The 18,515-nt window shown below is 37.9% G+C and carries 17 protein-coding genes and 1 other RNA gene; 5 read left to right on the top strand and 13 right to left on the bottom strand.

Annotation, left to right across the window (positions count from 1 at the left end):
- Positions 1 to 3 precede the first annotated feature (3 nt).
- A complete protein-coding gene (gene recA, locus ACLCEG_RS00300) occupies positions 4 to 1,056 on the top strand; it encodes a recombinase RecA (protein ID WP_004701217.1) in 1,053 nt (350 codons plus the stop codon).
- Between the two features lie 53 nt (positions 1,057 to 1,109).
- On the top strand, positions 1,110 to 1,592 hold the full coding sequence (locus ACLCEG_RS00295; RefSeq protein WP_068933699.1) for a regulatory protein RecX: 483 nt from the start codon (positions 1,110 to 1,112) through the stop codon (positions 1,590 to 1,592).
- Positions 1,593 to 1,606: 14 nt separating this feature from the next.
- On the opposite strand, the gene ffs is transcribed toward ACLCEG_RS00295, so the two are convergent.
- Positions 1,607 to 1,703, bottom strand: an RNA gene (gene ffs / locus ACLCEG_RS00290) — signal recognition particle sRNA small type.
- A gap of 316 nt (positions 1,704 to 2,019) precedes the next feature.
- Here ffs and ACLCEG_RS00285 point away from each other — a divergent pair.
- Positions 2,020 to 2,910, top strand: coding sequence for a YbgF trimerization domain-containing protein (locus ACLCEG_RS00285; RefSeq protein WP_410564934.1), 891 nt, complete (start codon positions 2,020 to 2,022; stop codon positions 2,908 to 2,910).
- A gap of 54 nt (positions 2,911 to 2,964) precedes the next feature.
- On the opposite strand, the gene lpxA is transcribed toward ACLCEG_RS00285, so the two are convergent.
- The 12 genes from lpxA to rimO all read right to left on the bottom strand — a co-directional run bounded on the left by lpxA (position 2,965) and on the right by rimO (position 15,329).
- Positions 2,965 to 3,753, bottom strand: a complete 789-nt coding sequence (gene lpxA / locus ACLCEG_RS00280; protein WP_019458740.1) for an acyl-ACP--UDP-N-acetylglucosamine O-acyltransferase — start codon at positions 3,751 to 3,753, stop codon at positions 2,965 to 2,967.
- On the bottom strand, positions 3,750 to 4,235 hold the full coding sequence (gene fabZ / locus ACLCEG_RS00275; protein ID WP_000140523.1) for a 3-hydroxyacyl-ACP dehydratase FabZ: 486 nt from the start codon (positions 4,233 to 4,235) through the stop codon (positions 3,750 to 3,752). The genes lpxA and fabZ overlap by 4 nt, the downstream gene beginning before the upstream one ends.
- Positions 4,236 to 4,241: 6 nt before the next feature.
- A complete protein-coding gene (gene lpxD, locus ACLCEG_RS00270) occupies positions 4,242 to 5,312 on the bottom strand; it encodes a UDP-3-O-(3-hydroxymyristoyl)glucosamine N-acyltransferase (RefSeq protein ID WP_410564931.1) in 1,071 nt (356 codons plus the stop codon).
- A gap of 4 nt (positions 5,313 to 5,316) precedes the next feature.
- Entirely contained in the window at positions 5,317 to 5,820 is a 504-nt protein-coding gene (locus ACLCEG_RS00265) for an OmpH family outer membrane protein (RefSeq protein WP_004701206.1), read from the bottom strand.
- 41 nt (positions 5,821 to 5,861) lie between these two features.
- Positions 5,862 to 8,393, bottom strand: a complete 2,532-nt coding sequence (gene bamA, locus ACLCEG_RS00260; protein ID WP_410564929.1) for an outer membrane protein assembly factor BamA — start codon at positions 8,391 to 8,393, stop codon at positions 5,862 to 5,864.
- Between the two features lie 37 nt (positions 8,394 to 8,430).
- The gene (gene rseP / locus ACLCEG_RS00255; RefSeq protein WP_077163337.1) at positions 8,431 to 9,786 is read right to left on the bottom strand and encodes an RIP metalloprotease RseP; all 1,356 of its coding nucleotides are present in this window, start codon (positions 9,784 to 9,786) and stop codon (positions 8,431 to 8,433) included.
- A gap of 1 nt (position 9,787) precedes the next feature.
- Positions 9,788 to 10,984 carry a 1-deoxy-D-xylulose-5-phosphate reductoisomerase gene (gene ispC / locus ACLCEG_RS00250; RefSeq protein WP_410564925.1) on the bottom strand — a complete coding sequence of 399 codons (1,197 nt, stop codon included), beginning with the start codon at positions 10,982 to 10,984 and terminating at the stop codon, positions 9,788 to 9,790.
- On the bottom strand, positions 10,985 to 11,809 hold the full coding sequence (locus tag ACLCEG_RS00245; RefSeq protein WP_410564923.1) for a phosphatidate cytidylyltransferase: 825 nt from the start codon (positions 11,807 to 11,809) through the stop codon (positions 10,985 to 10,987).
- Positions 11,809 to 12,561, bottom strand: coding sequence for a polyprenyl diphosphate synthase (gene uppS / locus ACLCEG_RS00240; protein ID WP_216135047.1), 753 nt, complete (start codon positions 12,559 to 12,561; stop codon positions 11,809 to 11,811). The genes ACLCEG_RS00245 and uppS overlap by 1 nt, the downstream gene beginning before the upstream one ends.
- A gap of 4 nt (positions 12,562 to 12,565) precedes the next feature.
- On the bottom strand, positions 12,566 to 13,120 hold the full coding sequence (gene frr / locus ACLCEG_RS00235; RefSeq protein WP_004701195.1) for a ribosome recycling factor: 555 nt from the start codon (positions 13,118 to 13,120) through the stop codon (positions 12,566 to 12,568).
- A gap of 85 nt (positions 13,121 to 13,205) precedes the next feature.
- A complete protein-coding gene (gene pyrH, locus ACLCEG_RS00230) occupies positions 13,206 to 13,934 on the bottom strand; it encodes a UMP kinase (RefSeq protein ID WP_000852257.1) in 729 nt (242 codons plus the stop codon).
- A 51-nt stretch (positions 13,935 to 13,985) separates the two neighbouring features.
- Positions 13,986 to 15,329, bottom strand: a complete 1,344-nt coding sequence (rimO, locus tag ACLCEG_RS00225; RefSeq protein ID WP_004701193.1) for a 30S ribosomal protein S12 methylthiotransferase RimO — start codon at positions 15,327 to 15,329, stop codon at positions 13,986 to 13,988.
- Positions 15,330 to 15,670: 341 nt separating this feature from the next.
- Between rimO and glnL the strand changes: the two genes are divergently transcribed.
- Positions 15,671 to 16,780, top strand: coding sequence for a nitrogen regulation protein NR(II) (gene glnL, locus ACLCEG_RS00220; protein ID WP_004701192.1), 1,110 nt, complete (start codon positions 15,671 to 15,673; stop codon positions 16,778 to 16,780).
- Positions 16,767 to 18,260, top strand: a complete 1,494-nt coding sequence (gene glnG / locus ACLCEG_RS00215) for a nitrogen regulation protein NR(I) (protein WP_410564919.1) — start codon at positions 16,767 to 16,769, stop codon at positions 18,258 to 18,260. The genes glnL and glnG overlap by 14 nt, the downstream gene beginning before the upstream one ends.
- Positions 18,261 to 18,515: the final 255 nt, after the last annotated feature.

Below are 18,515 nucleotides of genomic sequence, written 5' to 3'. Positions count from 1 at the left end.
GAGATGGATGAGAATAAAAGCAAAGCATTACAAGCCGCTTTGAGTCAAATTGAAAAGCAATTTGGCAAAAATACGGTTATGCGTCTCGGTGATAACACTGTTCAAGCAGTTGAAGCCGTATCTACAGGTTCTTTAACTTTAGACATCGCATTGGGGATTGGTGGTTTACCAAAAGGCCGTATTATCGAAATTTATGGTCCTGAATCTTCTGGTAAAACCACAATGACATTGCAAGCAATCGCCCAATGTCAAAAGTCTGGTGGTACATGTGCATTCATCGATGCCGAACATGCCCTAGATCCTCAATATGCACGTAAACTTGGTGTAGATATTGACAACCTACTTGTTTCACAACCTGATAATGGTGAACAAGCACTTGAAATCGCCGATATGCTTGTCCGTTCAGGCGCAATTGATTTAATCGTTGTGGACTCGGTAGCTGCCCTTACACCTAAAGCAGAGATCGAAGGTGAGATGGGTGATTCTCACATGGGTCTACAAGCTCGTCTTATGAGCCAAGCGCTTCGTAAAATTACGGGTAACGCTAAACGTTCAAACTGTATGGTTATCTTCATTAACCAAATTCGTATGAAAATTGGTGTTATGTTTGGTAGCCCAGAAACTACAACGGGTGGTAACGCTCTTAAGTTCTATGCGTCAGTTCGTTTGGATATTCGTCGTATCGGTCAAGTAAAAGAAGGCGACGAAATCGTTGGTTCAGAAACTAAAGTTAAAGTCGTTAAAAACAAAATGGCTCCTCCATTTAGAGAAGCTATTTTCCAAATCCTATACGGCAAAGGCACTAACCAACTTGGTGAACTTGTAGATTTGGCAGTTCAACAAGATATCGTTCAAAAAGCTGGTGCATGGTATTCATATCAAGGTAATAAAATTGGCCAAGGTAAGAATAACGTGATTCGTTATTTTGAAGAAAATAAGCAAATCGCTGAAGAGATTGAACGCAATATTCGAGAGCAATTGCTGACCACAGGTACAAATGGCGCAGTACAAGTTGAAGATGACGAAGAAGAGCCAGATCTATTATTAGAATCTTAATTATAGATGAGTCACAAAACGCCCTTCGGGGCGTTTTTTACAAGGAAACCTATATGTTCAAAAGAAACGACGAGCAATCTCAACAGCGTCCCCCACTTACTGGCCAGCGTTTACGATCATATGCTTTTGCTTTACTTACTCGCCGAGACTACTCTAAAGCAGAACTGATTGAGAAATTAGCCCGTTATGCACAAAATATAGAAGAAGTGAAACAACTCGTTGAAGAGTTATCTGAGCAAAACTATCAAAGTGACCAACGTGTTGCAGAGCAAATGCTTGCAAGTCAGATTCGTAAAGGTAAAGGTCCAAAACGCATTCAACAAGCTTTAAAAACCAAACAGATTGAGAACGATTTAATCGCTGATGAAATTCACGAAATTGATTGGATAGAGCAAGCTTATCAGCTTAAAGTTAAGAAATTTGGAGAAGTTGTTGAAAAGGATCCAAAGCTTAAAGCAAAACAAATTAGATTCTTACAGTATAGAGGGTTTGATTTAGATGTAATTTTAAAAGCAATCCAAAGAAAATTGGATTAAAAGAAAGGTGGCAGCCCCACTAGCAAAACTTCGGCACATCATAGATCTGCTACCGTTGCTACCTTCCGGTCCTGGCGGGGTTCACAGAGTACAATTGCGAAGCCACCAGCGGGGCTACCATTGCAAAACAAAGTATAGAGATTTTTAAAAGAGATGCAACCCTTCTATCCCATTTTCGGCAAGTTTTTGTTTCGATTGATTAATTCATCAACAATAATCGTTTAAAATTTGAAAATGTAATTTTATGAGCTTAAGTTCCTTTTTCATTTTGCATAAAATATGCTTGAAGATTGTAAACTATCCTTGCATTTAAACTGTTAACTGTTTTAATTGCATTGATCAATGAAAAACCTTAGATATTTAGTGAATTGATTTTTATATTCCGGTGTTCAAGGTGGCTTTTATATAAAATTATGGATTTATACACATGCAAATGAAGAAGCATTCTTTATTATTTATTGCCTTAATGAGTACCACTTCTCTATACGCAAATATTCCTATCGAGTCTCGTGGTTTAAGTCAAAATGATGGTAGTGCATCTAATACTTCTTCAAGCAATATTTCAGTTCCCACCAATTTAAACTGGGAGTTGATGCAAAAAAATCAACAATTAGAGAATGATATCCGCACATTAAGAGGTCAATTAGAAGAACAAGCAAATGATATTGAGCAACTAAAGAAAGATCTAGCCAACCGCTATACAGACCTAGATCAACGTTTAGAGCTACTACATCAAAAAGTTGACCCAGACAGTGCGACCCAAGATGATAGCTCAAATACGACTGCCGATAGTAGCGCCACTACAAATACATCAGCACCTCCGTCTCAGCCTACAGATGGCAACAAAGTAGTTGCAACTCCGCCTACTCCAACCACCTCTGGACAACAACCTAGCGTACCAGTAACAAACGCTCAACCAACCACCGCTGCTCAAAACCAGTCAAATCCACTTGAATTAGAAAAAGCCGCTTATACAGTAGCTTTAGATGCTTACAAACAAGGCGGAGCAAAAAAAGCTATTGCTCCAATGCAAAACTTTATTAAAAACCACCCTAATAGTATTTATACAGGTAATGCTTACTTTTGGTTAGCTGAATTTCATTTAGCCACAGACCCTGTGAACTACAATGAAGCGAAGAAAAACTATAATATTGTTGCGAATCAATATCCAAACTCTAGTAAAGCTCCTCGAGCATTGTATCAACTGTATAGCATTGCAAAGGATGTTGATAAGAATACTGCATCAGCAAACCAATATAAGAACAAATTACTTACGCAATATCCTAAATCTGAAGAAGTTAAATTCTTTAAAAAATAATTTAGACATAAAAAAAGACACTGTTAAACAGTGTCTTTTTTTATGTCTTATTAATTAGCGTACAATTCCACGCTCTGATTGCTCAATAGAATCAATTAATAATTGAGCTTCTGGAACAGAAGGCAAAATTTCACTTTTAATTTGTTCAACAGCTTGAACAGAAGTCAGTCCAGACTTAAATATCAATTTATAAGCTTCTCTTAAACCCTGAATTGTATTTTTAGACCAACCTTTTCTTCGCATACCTTCAGTATTTATACCAAAAGCATGAGCAGGATTACCAGAAGCCATCACATAGGCAGGTACATCTTTAAGAATTAATGAAGCACCACCAATCATGCTGTAAGAATCAATCTTGCAGAATTGATGAATTCCAGAATTACCGCCCACAATAACGTGATCACCAATATGTACATGCCCAGCGACACCGACATTATTAGCAAAAATATTATGGTCACCTACGATACAGTCATGTGCAATATGCGTGTTTACCATCAATAGATTATGGCTACCTATTTTGGTTAATGCATTATCCTGCACTGTGCCTCTATGTAAGCTGCAATGTTCGCGAATTAAATTATAGTTACCAATTTCAAGCCAAGTTTCTTCACCTTTATATTTGAGGTCTTGGCAAACTTCACCAACACTTGCAAATTGAAAGATTTCATTATTTTGGCCTATTCTGGTAAAACCACCTACTACCACATGAGAATGTAATTTAGTACCAGCACCAATAGTCACTTGAGGACCAATAACACAATAAGGTCCTATTTGAACATCTGCAGCAATTACTGCAGATGGATCAATAATGGCGGTAGAATGGATTAAATCGTGATTGCTCATGCCTGCTCTGTTTTTTGGTGTGAAATCATAATCTCAGCGGTTGCTGCTACAATGCCATCAACGCTAGCTGTACAATTATATTTGTAAATGCCGCGCTTCTGCATTACCAACTCAGATTTTAATACAAGTTGGTCACCTGCAACTACTTGTTTTTTAAATCTAACTCTTTCAGCACCAGCAAACAGGAACAAAGAACCTGGTTTTGGCGTTTCATTGTTCATAATAAAACCAAGAACACCTGAAACTTGAGCAAGTGCTTCAACAATTAGAACACCAGGCATAATTGGATATTCTGGAAAATGTCCTTGTAAGAACTCTTCATTGATAGAAACATTTTTATAACCAACAATACTATTGTCAGTAACTTCAGTCACACGATCAACCAACAAGAATGGATAACGATGCGGCAAATATTGACGAATCGTTTGAATCTGCATTGGTAATTCAGGGATGGCAAATTTAGGGGTAGTTGACTCGGTCATAATATTCTATTTACGCAAATTAAAAGTTGATTCAAGAGACTCTATTTGAGCTTGTATATGATCAAGTCGTTTAGTGATTTGGGTCAATGGCACATCTGCTAATTGTCGCAAGCGTACAACAGTCTTTTTCCAATGACTATTTTCAAATAATCCAATTCCCGATGAATAAGTTCCTGCAACAGAAATATTTTTTGTGACCATTGACATTGCAGTAAAAGTCACATTATCGGTAATTGAAAGGTGACCTGATACTCCACATGCTCCACCTAGAATACAGTTTTTGCCAATCTTTGTACTTCCAGCAATACCGCACTTGGCTGCAATAGCAGTATTTGAACCAATATGAACGTTATGTGCAATTTGCACAAGGTTATCAATAATTACTCCATCTTCCAAAATTGTATTATCAAGTGCACCCCTATCAATACTACAATTTGATCCTATTCGAACATCATTTCCAATTAAGACCGAACCTAGCTGAGCAATACGATGCCACTTACCTTGATATGGCGCAAAGCCAAAGCCCTCACCTCCAATCACAGTACTCGAGTGTACACGCACACGATCTTGTAATTTAGAGCTACCCGTAATGGTGACATGAGAATCGATAAAACAATCTTTTCCAACTTCTACATAATCATCAAGTTTAGTATGTGACTGAATGATCGTATTATCACCTACCACACAATTTTCACCAATAACCACATAGTGACCAATGTATGCCGTTTCCGAAATAATAGCAGAAGGGTGAATTTGAGCAGTGCTTTCTATCCCCGTTATGGAAACCTTTTTATCAAACACATGAGTCAAAATTGCAAATGCAAGGTAAGGATTTTCAACAATAATAAAATTATGTTTTTCTGGAAGAAGTTCTTTTAAAGTAGCTGTAACAATAAAGGCACCAGCATTACTCATTTTGGCTTGCTCAAGATATTTCTCACCATTTATAAAAGTAATATGGTTTGAATTAGCTTTTTCTAAACTTGCCAAGTTCGAAAGTTGAAGACTACCTTCACCAATTAGCTCACCTTGAACCAGATGAGCTAATTCATCTAAACGATATTGTTGCACTTTCATTAATTTATTTCATTGAATTAACCTTTTGAATCATTTTATCAGTTAAATCATACTTAGGGTCATAGGCAACAGTTGAATTTTTATTCAAAACAAAGTCAAGATTATTTTCTTTTCGTAACTGTTCGGCAGCTTGCTTAACTCTTGTTTCAAACGTTGTATTCATACTTTGTAAGCTAGTTTGAACTCTAGATTGTAAGCCTTGCTGTGTAGAATTAAATTCATTTAATTTCGATTGATACTGAGATTGCAATTTCTTAATATCATCTTCTTTCATTTTTTGGCCTTGAGTTTGCGCCTGACGTTGAAGTCCTTCTAACTCTTTACCAAGTTGTTCTAGCTTAGTTGTCGTTGGTTTTACCGACTGGTTTAAGCTTGCATTTTGCTGTTTCAAATAAGTACTACTCTCAACAACTTTAGCTAGATCAATTACGCCATAACCAGCTGCATTAGCTGCCACTGAAGCTACCGTTAAACCCAATCCTAACATTAATGCATTTAATTTTTTCATATAAATCACTTTCCTTATTTCGTTGTTCAATGAAGTCGTACTTAGAAAGTACGACCAATTTCAAACTGGATTTCTTTAGTTTCATCACCCGGCTTATCGTTTAACGGGAATGCATAGCTAAGTGACAGTGGCCCAATCATAGTAATCCAAGTTACACCCACACCCACGCTATAACGTAGATTACCTAAATCGAAGCCATAGTTATCTTCACAATATTTCTTAACATCTGAAATTGACTGACCATTTATCATCATGCCCTTCTTGCCATAAACAGTGTTATCAATATTACACTTAGTATCGAAGACCTGACCGCCTTCTGCAAATAACACAGGACGTACCTGACGAGTCCAATCTCCTTTAAATGGCATAGGTAATGCTAACTCAGTACCAAATTGAACTAGAGCATTACCACCCACATTTTCAGGTGAAGGATCATTTTGTTTTGTTTCTTGTAAATTTACACTAGCATATTTAGGCCCCAAAGTACTGTTGTCATAGCCTCGAACAGAACCATAACCGCCCGCGTAGAAGTTTTTATAGAATGGTAAATCGTTACCATAACCAAGCTTACCATAACCACGAAGTACAAAGCCTGAATTACCAATCGGTAAGAATGCTTGCGTATCATAAGTAAGTTTTTGGTAGTCAACATCACTTCCTGGTAAGCCTATTTCAAGGCCTAAACGGTGAGACATACCAGATGTTGGGAAAATCGGTCTATTTAACGTGTTATATGACCAACCTAAGTTTAAATTATAAGTAAAGAATTCACCATCAAAAGCACTATTGTAGTCTTCAAATCCACCTTGACATGTATCAGCTATTGATTCATTTGTTTTAGGATCTGTCTCTGTCTTACCACTTGGACACCAAGTCGTCTTACCAGTTGCTTTACCACCATTTGCTAATAAATAATCACGTACATAGGTAGAGACGTAAGGACCAGTGGTGACTTTAGTATTATCAACACCAACCGAAGCACTTAAACTTTGGTTTTCATCAATAGGATAACCAAAACTTAAACTACCACCCACACTATCGGTTACATAGTTATTAACGTTATAGTTATCATTTAGCTTAGTTTTACGATAATAAACGTTATAACCACGGCTTACTCCATCAATGGTGAAGTATGGGTCAGTGACACTTAAATTATAATAATCTTGAGTTTCTGAACGAGACAAATCAATTGCAACTCGGTTACCAGTACCCATGAAGTTAGTTTGACTAAGTCCTGCTTGGAACGTGATACCACCATTTTGCGAATAACCTACCGCCAATGTTGTGGTACCTGAATGTTGTTCTTCAACATTTACATTCAAATCGACTTGATCAGGTGAGTTTGGAATTCGGGCAGGTTTAATATCAACAGTTTTAAAGAAACCTGTACGCTCCAATCGAACTTTAGACAAGTCAATTTTTTCATTACTTGCCAAAGCGCCTTCCATCTGACGCATTTCACGACGTAATACCTCATCAGAAGTTTTACTATTACCAGTGAAATTAATACGACGTACGGTAACTTGCTGACCTGGATTAACATAATAATTTAGGTCAACAACACCAGTTTCATTATTAATTTGGGGAACAATATTTACATCAGCAAAGTAATAACCTGCATTACCATACTTACGTAAAAGTAATTGCTTAACAGCATTTACCTTTTCTTGAGAATAAGTATCGCCATCTTTATAAATTTTTAAGGCTTGTAATTCTTCAGGCTTATACAGTGCATCACCCAAAAATTTAGTTTGGCCAAATTTAAACTGATTACCTTCCTCAACTGCAACTTCAATAAAGATATGTTTTTTATCTTCACTAATATTAAGCTGAGAGTTATTAATATTGAAATTAATATACCCCTTGTTAAGGTACATAGCACGTAATGCTTCAAGGCTTGCAGCCATTTTTTCACGCGCATAGCGGTCATTGCGTGTAACGATTGAAGCCCAGCCGCTTTCTTTAAGAGCAAATGCTTGCTTGATTTCACTGTCTTTAAAAACAGTATTACCAATTACATTGATATCAAAAACTTTTGCTGCCGTTCCTTCGTTGAAATTAATTTTTAATTCAACGCGGTTATTTGGTCGCGCAACGGTATCGACAGTAACACTAGCATCGTAACGACCTTGTTGAGTGTATTGCTGCTCTAATTCTGTTTGAATGGTTTGCAAAGCAGATTTCTTAAAAACCTCACCCTCTGCAACACCCATTTTTTTAAGGCCTTGTTCTAACGCCTCTTTAGGAATAAGTTTATTACCCTTAAATTCAAGTTTTGAAATAATAGGGCGTTCAATAACATTAAAAACCAAAGTATCGTTATCTTTTGACGCTTTAATATCATCAAAAAGACCCGTGGCATACAATGTTCGAATTGCTTCGGCGATCATCGGCTCATTAACGCGATCGCCACTGTTGATTGGCAACATGGTATAAACATTTGCAGGAGTAAGACGGACTAAACCGTTTACACGAATATCTCTAACAACGAAATCATCAGCTGCATATGCTTGTTGTACCGCTGCCATAGCGCTAACAAGTGCCAAAGGCATTAAAAAATGTGTGTGCCGCATGCCAGTTTTTTCCAGTAAGTTATAAATCCATACACGTTTACAAACGCATAAAATCATTAAATAAAGCTAAAAGCATCATACTACCGAGCAGTACCATACCAATTTTCAGACCAAACATTTGTATTTGTTCAGAAACAGGCTTTCCTCGAATAGCTTCAATGATGTAATACACTAGATGACCACCATCTAACATTGGAATTGGTAATAAATTTAAAATTCCAAGACTTACACTCATCAATGCCATGAAAGAGATAAAAGTTTGCCATCCCATTTCCGCACTTTGCCCAGCTACTTTTGCAATAGTGATAGGTCCAGAAAGATTTTCTAATCCAATAAGTCCTTTTACCATTTTCACTATTGAGTTCAAAATCATGCTAGAGATCTGGCCAGTTTTATCAAGAGCCATTTCAAAAGCTTGTATTGGAGTATATTGGATTGTTTGCTTATATTCGTCAGGAATTGTAATTTTTCCAGCGTCACTTTTTACACCAAGAACACCATTTACTTGTCCCATGTTATCGCGTTTTCCTTGTGGCATCACTTGCAAATGAACCAACTGTTGATGACGCAACACATCTATATTAAGTAACTTTTCTGGAGAGCGCTGAACAACCTCAACAACATCAAACCAATCTTTCATAGGCTGACCGTCAATCGCAACAATACGATCACCCACTTTCATTCCTTGACGAATTGCAGCACCATCTGCTGTTAAATCTGTTACAACAGCAGGAATTACAGGTCGATAAGGTAAGAAGCCTAATACATCGAGTGCAGATTCATTTTGGTTTTTTAAAAAATCTTTTATCGGTAATACAAAATTTTTCTCGGTGCCTGCACGATTTACATCGATATTTACAGTACCGGTTTCACCTACCCGATCGATCAAAGCAAAATTTAACTTTTCCCAAGTTGCTGTTTCTTTGCCATCAACAGCAATAATTTTATCACCTACATGTAACTGAGCAGCTGCAGCTGGCGAGTTTGGTATAATTTTACCGATTTTAGTATTTAATTGTTGTTGCGCCGGCAAAAATAAAACCCAAAAAAGCAATATGGCAAAAATTAGGTTAATTAATGGCCCTGCCGCAACAATAGCAATACGTTTCCATGGTTTTTGACGGTTAAAAGCATATGGTAAATCTTGTTCTGCCACATTACCTTCTCGCTCGTCTAACATTTTAACGTAGCCACCTAAAGGTAAAGCAGAAAGCTGATATTTAATACCAGACTTTTTAGAGGTCCATTTGAGTAAAGTTGGACCAAATCCAATTGAATAAACTAAAACTTTAACACCAAGTTTACGTGCAACCCAGTAATGACCAAACTCATGAATTGCAATTAACGGACCAAGTAAAAGAGCCGCTGCTGCAATCATAAAAAGAGCATTCATTTCAGCCTCCAATACTTGATATATATTGTTGAGCTACTGAGCGAGCCATTTCATCTTTGTCTAAAATGCACTCAATGCTCTCAGCGGCTGCATTCTCTAAATCTTGCAAAGTATGCTCTACCACTTGCGGAATATGTGTAAATCCAATCCTTTCCTTTAAGAATGCTTCAACAGCAATTTCATTCGCTGCATTCAAAATGGTAGGCGCCAAACCTCCTGCACGCATTGCTTGTCTTGCAAGATTTAGTGCAGGAAATTTTTGGGTATCCGGAGCTTGAAAATTAAGTTGAGAATACTCAAATAAATCTAAAGCAGGAACACTTGTTTGTAAACGCTCAGGCCATGCTAATGCATGTGCTATTGGCGTACACATATCAGGATTACCCATTTGTGCTAATGTTGAACCATCAACATACTGCACCATAGAGTGAATAATACTTTGTGGGTGAACAACAACTGTAACAAAATGTTCAGATATTGAAAACAAATGACATGCTTCGATTAACTCTAACCCTTTATTCATAAGAGTGGCTGAGTCAACTGAGATTTTTTGGCCCATAGACCAGTTTGGATGTTTACATGCTTGTTGTGGTGTTACATGTTCCAATTGTTCTAGGGAATGATTTAAAAAGGGACCACCAGATGCCGTCAGTAGTATTTTGGATACACCTAATTGTGGTTGCCCAGTTCTCTCAACTTCTAAATAATTATGAGGTAATGACTGGAAAATAGCATTATGTTCTGAATCCACTGGCAATAACAATGCTTGATGATCAAGAGCAGCTTGCATCATGATTTCACCAGACATCACCAATGCTTCTTTATTTGCAAGCAATACTCGTTTACCTGCTTTAACAGCTGCCAAAGTAGGTAAAAGACCTGCAGCACCTACAATTGCAGCCATTACAATATCAGCGTCAGCATGTGATGCAATATCAATCAGACCATCTTGCCCAACTAAAATATCAATATCTTGTATGTTTTGTTGCGCAAATAATGTTTTTAATTCAGCTATCTTCAGTTCAGGCACAACAACAACTTTAGGACGAAACTGTTTGCAGATTTCAACAAGTTCAGAAATTCGACTATATGCCGAAACTGCAAAGACTGAATACTTATCTGGATGCTGACTTAAAATTTTTAAGGTACTTTGTCCAATAGAACCAGTTACACCCAATATGCAAACAGATTGTGTCATCTATAAATCTACACCAATAAGCTTTAATATATACATTCCCGTTGCAAAAATCGGGGCTGCTGCGAGTAAAGAATCAATACGATCCAACACACCACCATGACCAGGCAACACACGGCCAGAGTCTTTAATACCAGCACGACGTTTGATCATTGATTCAAATAAATCACCTAATACTGAACCAAATACTGTAATTAAAGATAAGATCAGGAATAAAAGTTGTTGAACCCAAGTTAGGTTTAAATATTGATATTGCACTACAAGCATGACAACCACTGTAGTTAAAATACCACCATACAATCCTTCTACCGATTTATTTGGACTTACTGTGGGTGCCAACTTTCTTTTACCAAATTTGCGGCCTACAAAGTAAGCTCCACTATCTGCACCCCATACAAGCAAGAACAAATACATCAACCACCATGGTGAGCTTTGCCATACTACAAAGATTGCGGTCACTGCTGCACAGATAAGAATTAAACCAATAATATAGAGAGTCGCGTTATACCAACCATCAAATTCAGGAAAAGACTTAACCCAATATACACTAACGAGCCAAGTTAAAATTGAAGCAGACCATAGCAACAATGCAATGTCATGAAAGAATAAGGCAACACCAGAAACAAAGGCAACAAGTAGACCATAACCCCATGCTTTAGGCTTTACTACCGCACCAGCTTCATGAGGCATTAACTTATACCATTCATACCCCGCAACCGCTGCCGCCACAATCATAAGTACCAACATTGGATAATGTGATTGCGTAGCAAACATACAGCCCAAAACAACTGCAACAAGTACCAATGCGGTAACAATCCGCTCTAACATTATAATTTCTCGATTTTCTCTTGCTGAATTTGTTCAGATGTTTTACCGAAACGACGTTCACGCCCTGAAAACACATTCAGTGCATGATCGAATTCCTCGACTGTAAATTCCGGCCATAATGTATCCGTAAAATACAGTTCCGCATAAGCTGCTTGCCACAACAAGAAGTTAGATATACGGAAATCTCCACCTGTACGGATCAACAAGTCCACAGCTGGCAGATCGTTTAGACTGACATATTTTCCGAACAAATCAACATTTATTTGATCAGCGTCAATTTCACCACGAGAAACTGCTTGTGCAACATCTTTAGCTGCATTTGCAATATCCCACATACCACCATAGCTAATCGCAATAGTTAATGTCATGGTGTCATGATGTACTGTTTGTTGCTCTGCATCTTCCATTAAGGCAACTAAATGTAAAGGTAATCGAGAACGATCCCCTATAAAACGCAAAGCAATATTGAATTTTTTCATGCGAGGTATTTGCTCATGAATTGTTTCTTCAAGAAGCTTCATAAGCAGATCGACTTCATATTGTGGTCGATTCCAATTTTCACTCGAAAATGCAAAAACAGTTAAAGCACGGACGCTAGTTTTTATACAATGCTCAACAATAGGATCAAGAATATTTTTACCTTCTCGATGCCCATCGCCTTTTTGCATTTGATTTTTCTTGGCAAAGCGGTTGTTGCCATCCATGATGATGGCAACATGCTGAGGAAGATGATACTCTTCTGATTCGGTCATAAAATTAGACCTTCATCAATTCTGCTTCTTTCGCTGCAAGACGCTTATCTACTTCTGCAACATATTTATCAGTAATTTTCTGAATATCATCACCTGCACGACGTTCATCATCTTCAGAGATTTCTTTCTCTTTCAAGAGTGCCTTGATATCACCTAAAACATCACGACGAATGTTACGAATAGCAACTTTTGCATTTTCAGCTTCACTGCGTGCAACTTTTTGCATATCACGGCGTGTTTCTTCAGTTAAAGCTGGTAAAGGCACACGAATTGAATCGGCAGTAATAGGGTTTAAACCTAAATCACTTTCACGAATTGCCTTATCAATTGCAGAAACCATTGTACGTTCAAATGGTTGAACGATAAGCGTACGAGAATCTTCGACACCAACGTTCGCTACTTGGTTTAAAGGCACATCAGAACCATAGTAAGGAACCATTACCCCATTTAAAATTGATGGGTGTGCACGGCCGGTACGAACTTTATTAAACCCTTGTTCCAAAGACTCAAGAGTTTTCATCATACGCTGTTCGCTGTCTTTTTTCAGATCGTTAATCATATGATCTTCCTTACTTATTTATTCAAGGATGTATATAACAAATTTAATTTAGCGCTAGTATAAAGAGCTTTGCAGCACACGTACATTATTTAGTAACGCGCGTACCCTCTTTTTCACCCATCACAACAGATAAAAGCGCACCAGATTTATTCATATCAAATACTTGCAATGGAACATTATGGTCACGGCATAGACAAATTGCTGTTAAATCCATAACGCCTAGCTTCTCATCTAACACTTGATCAAATGTTAAATGATCATATTTGACTGCATCTTCGTATTTGCTAGGGTCTTTATTATAAACACCGTCTACTTTGGTTGCTTTCAAAATTAAATTTGCTTCAATTTCAATACCACGTAGACAAGCTGCTGTATCAGTTGTAAAGAATGGATTACCTGTTCCCGCAACGAAAACACAAACTTCGCCCTGGCTTAAATGACGGATTGCATCACGACTTGAATATGACTCTACAACAGTACCAATTGGTAATGCAGACATAAGACGAGTTCTAATGTTTCGACGCACTAATGCATCACGCATTGCCAAACCATTCATGACAGTTGCAAGCATACCCATCTGGTCACCTGTTACACGGCCAACCAAGCCATCTTTTTGTAACTGGCTACCACGATATAAGTTACCCCCACCAACAACGATACCTACTTGCACACCCAAGCCCACCAAATGTGCAATAGAAAGTGACATCTGATCTAAAACTTGAGCATCAATACCCATATCTTTATTACCTGATAATGCCTCACCAGATAATTTTAATAAAATTCGTGAATAACGGGGGCTTATTGTTTCCGCCATGATTTTGCTCCAAGACCTCTTAAACTGAATGCTTTTTGAATCGTGATTCGATTAGACCGATTTAATTTTAATTAACTTTGCAAATAAGTCGTATTCATCCGCATCGGTAATTTCGACTTCCAACATATCACCTGGTTGAATCGTGCTCTTATCGATATCTTCTACGAAGACATTACCGTCAATTTCCGGAGCATCGGCATAAGAACGTGCAACAGCAACAGGATATTCATCTTCCAAACCATCGACTAATACAGTCATCGTTTGACCGATACGTTTTTGTAATTTGGCAGCAGATATTTGCTGCTGCACTTGCATAAAGCGCTCGTAACGCTCTTGCTTAATTTCTTCTGGCACATGATCTGGTAAATCATTGGCCGTAGCGCCTTCTACTGGTGAGTAGGTAAAGCAGCCTACACGATCAAGTTGAGCTTCAACTAACCAATCTAGCAAAATCTGGAAATCTTCTTCAGTTTCGCCTGGAAAACCAACCACAAAAGTAGAACGGATCACAAGATCCGGGCATTTTTCACGCCACAATTTAATTTTTTCTAGAGTATTTTCACTATGCGCTGGACGCTTCATTAATTTAAGAACGCGTGGGCTCGCATGTTGGAATGGAATATCCAGATAGGGCAGGATTTTACCCTGAGCCATCAAATCAATCACTGCATCAACATGTGGATATGGATATACATAATGTAGACGCACCCAAATTCCAAGCTGACCAAGTGCTTCACACATGTCAAAGAATTTAGTTTTTACTGGCTGTCCGTTCCAAAAATCCAACTTATATTTAGTATCTACACCATAAGCTGAAGTATCTTGTGAAATAACCAATATTTCTTTCACACCTGCGCGTTTTAACGCAGCTGCTTCTTCTAACACGCTACCAACTGGACGTGATACTAAATCACCACGCATGCTCGGGATAATACAGAAGGTACAACGGTGGTTACAGCCTTCAGATATTTTTAAATAAGCATAATGCTTAGGCGTTAAACGGATACCTTGTTCAGGAACAAGATCAATAAAAGGATTATGTTTTGGCGGTGCTGGTACATATTCATGTACAGCTTCCATCACATCTTGATAAGCTGCCGCACCAGTAACCTTTAAAACGTTCGGATGCATTTGACGAATTTTATCTTCGTCTTTACCTAAGCATCCTGTAACGATTACTCGACCATTTTCACTCATGGCCTCGCCAATTGCATCTAGCGACTCTTGTACCGCAGATTCAATAAAACCACAGGTATTAACAACTACTAAATCAGCACCATCATAATCTGATGCAACTTGATAACCTTCAGTCTTTAACTGAGTTAAAATTCGTTCAGAATCTACCAATGCCTTAGGACAACCTAAAGAAACAAAACCGACTTTGGGGGTCTTCATGAATCTGCGCTCCACTTGAATGCGCGTATTGTATGTCTTTTCTCGTCTCACGCATAGGTGGAAACCCCACTCTTTGTGTAATGCACCAAAATACAACCAATATTTGCACCAAAACCCAATATTGCACCAAGTTGGAACATGTTATTATTAGCAAGCAGGCTGCTATTTTTGACCAAAAGATATTAAGAACGATTTTAGCGCGCTTTAATTACGCTTGAAACCTCAAAATAATCCATAAACAAAGTTGGCGTACATTTTGCATCATTCATGTTCTATAACGGTGAATACCGATAACCAATGAAGATGCCATTGCGCCATTTTAAGACAGGAACGATTCGCTAATGGATCAACACGCACCTATCGACTATCGCCTTTTGGTAGACAATTTAACTACTGCGATTTTATTAATCGATAGTAATTTTAATATTTTTTATTTGAATTCAGCTTGCGAAGCACTTTTCGACATTAGTTTGCTACGTGCTTCTGGGCAGCCGGTTTTAAATTTACTTCATGCGCCCGATGATACCTTTAATACACATGAAGCTTTACTCAATACTTTAAAAACAGGACAACCTTATACACGTCGTGAAGCTGTGATTAATGTCAACTTTAAAGACTTACATGTTGATTATACGGTTTCACAATTAAATGCAGGTAAAAGTTATCATCCACTTTTACTTATTGAGTTAAATCCAATTGACCGTATGTTGAAAATTTCTAAAGAAGAAAACTTAATTCAACAACATCAAGTGGCTAGACAGTTGGTTCGAGGCGTTGCTCACGAAATTAAAAATCCACTGGCTGGGATACGAGGGGCCACTCAATTACTTGCTCGGAGCTTGAATGACGAGAGTTATGCGGAATTTACAGATGTTATTATTAATGAAGTAGATCGTCTTACTAACTTAGCTGACACTATGTTAGGTTCAAGACAACTGCCGAGTTATGAGAACGTAAATGTTCATGAACCTTTGGAACGAGTTCGGTCTTTAATTGCAAACCAAACCAAGAAAAAAATTAAAATTACGCGTGATTATGATTTGTCTTTGCCAGATGTGAATGCTGACCGAGACCAATTAATTCAAGTTATGCTCAATATTAGCGTTAATGCCATTCAAGCGATTACAGAAAATAAGTCATTTTTTATAGATCAAGAACCCGAATTAATTTTACGTACCCGAATTCAACGTCTAGTCACTATTAATGGTGTGCTCAACCGCTCTGCTGTACGAGTTGATATTGAAGACAATGGACCGGGTATTCCAGAAAGCATTTTAGAATCTGTGTTTTACCCGTTGGTTACAGGGCGAGCAAAAGGTACAGGGCTTGGCCTGAGTATTGCACAGAACATTATGCATCAACATAACGGAATGATTGAATGTCAATCAGTTCCTGGAAAAACAATGTTTAGCTTATATTTACCTTGGGAGTCAGACCGTGTCGCGAAATAAAATATGGGTTATTGATGACGATCGCGCCATGCGATGGGTACTTGAAAAGACCTTTAAAGAAGAAGGATTTGACGTCACCAATTTTGAAGAAGCTCAAACAGCACTCGAACGTTTACATCATGATGCGCCCGATGTCATCTTAACTGACATCCGTATGCCTGGTATCGATGGGTTGACTTTTTTATCCAAAGTAAAAAACACACACCCCGACTTACCCGTCATTATTATGACAGCTCATTCAGACTTAGAGTCAGCTGTATCAAGCTATCAAACTGGTGCGTTTGAATATTTACCAAAGCCATTTGATATTGATGAAGCTTTAGCTTTAGTCAATCGTGCGATTTTGCATATCAATAAATTGCAGCAGCAAGAAGCTACAAGAACTGCTTCTCCGCTACAATCGACAGAAATTATTGGTGAATCTCCTGCCATGCAAGAGGTTTTCCGAGCAATTGGGCGGTTATCGCAATCACACATTACCGTTTTAATTAATGGCGAGTCAGGAACTGGTAAAGAGCTTGTTGCACATGCTTTACACAAGCATTCACCGCGCCGTGCCAAACCATTTATTGCGCTAAACATGGCAGCAATTCCGAAAGACTTAATCGAAACGGAATTATTTGGTCATGAAAAAGGTGCTTTTACGGGCGCAAACACTCAACATCAAGGTCGTTTTGAACAAGCCAATGGCGGAACATTATTCCTTGATGAAATTGGTGATATGCCTTTTGAAACACAGACTCGTTTACTTCGCGTACTTGCAGATGGTGAGTTTTATCGAGTGGGTGGGCATATCCCGGTTAAAGTGGATGTTCGAATTGTCGCTGCGACACACCAAGATTTAGAAAAATTGGTGAATGAAGGTCGATTCCGTGAAGACTTATATCATCGTTTAAATGTAATTCGTATTCACATTCCTAAGCTTGCGCATCGTAGTGAAGATATACCAATGCTTGCTCAGCACTTCTTGGCCCGTGCAGGCAAAGAGTTAGGTGTAAGTCCAAAGATTTTACGTACTGAAACAACAGACTATATGCAACAACTGCCATGGCCAGGTAACGTGCGTCAGCTTGAAAATACCTGTCGTTGGTTAACTGTCATGATTACTGGTCGTGAAGTTTATCCAGAAGATTTACCTTCTGAACTAAAACAAGTGCCACTTCAAAAAACTAGTGAAACTAGTCAGCCAGCCCCGTCTTTTGAGCGTATTTCTTTACATCATTGGGATGAACTATTAAATCAATGGGCAATTCAAAAGCTAAAAAATGGCGAAATGAAGATTTTGGATATTGCAACACCGATGTTTGAACGCACATTAATTAATGCTGCCCTACAACAAACTCGTGGACGCAAACGTCATGCAGCTGAACTATTAGGTTGGGGACGGAACACCCTAACCCGAAAGTTAAAGGAACTAGGAATGGATTCTGCTGATGACGATGATGAGGACGAACATAAAGCAACTTTATCTGAAGCTTAATTGTAAAATACACAACAAGAGCGGCTAATTGATTTTAGGCGCTTTTTCATTATATCTATTGATAAGGAAATTAATCGTTAAATTAAAAATTGAACATATAGTTACATCACTAAAAAATTCCAAAAGATCGTGTAAGCTTTTATATTTTAAAATATTTATTCAGTTTCATACTTATATGATTGTTTAGCAGACAATCTAAGAATATAGCAATGTCCATCGGTAAAGATAGTTTTGATATACTAGCTAAGCAGTATT

The sequence above is a fragment of the Acinetobacter sp. H1(2024) genome (assembly GCF_046557555.1).
GTDB lineage: Bacteria > Pseudomonadota > Gammaproteobacteria > Pseudomonadales > Moraxellaceae > Acinetobacter > Acinetobacter seifertii.
This window is presented reverse-complemented; position numbering and strand designations above follow the sequence as displayed.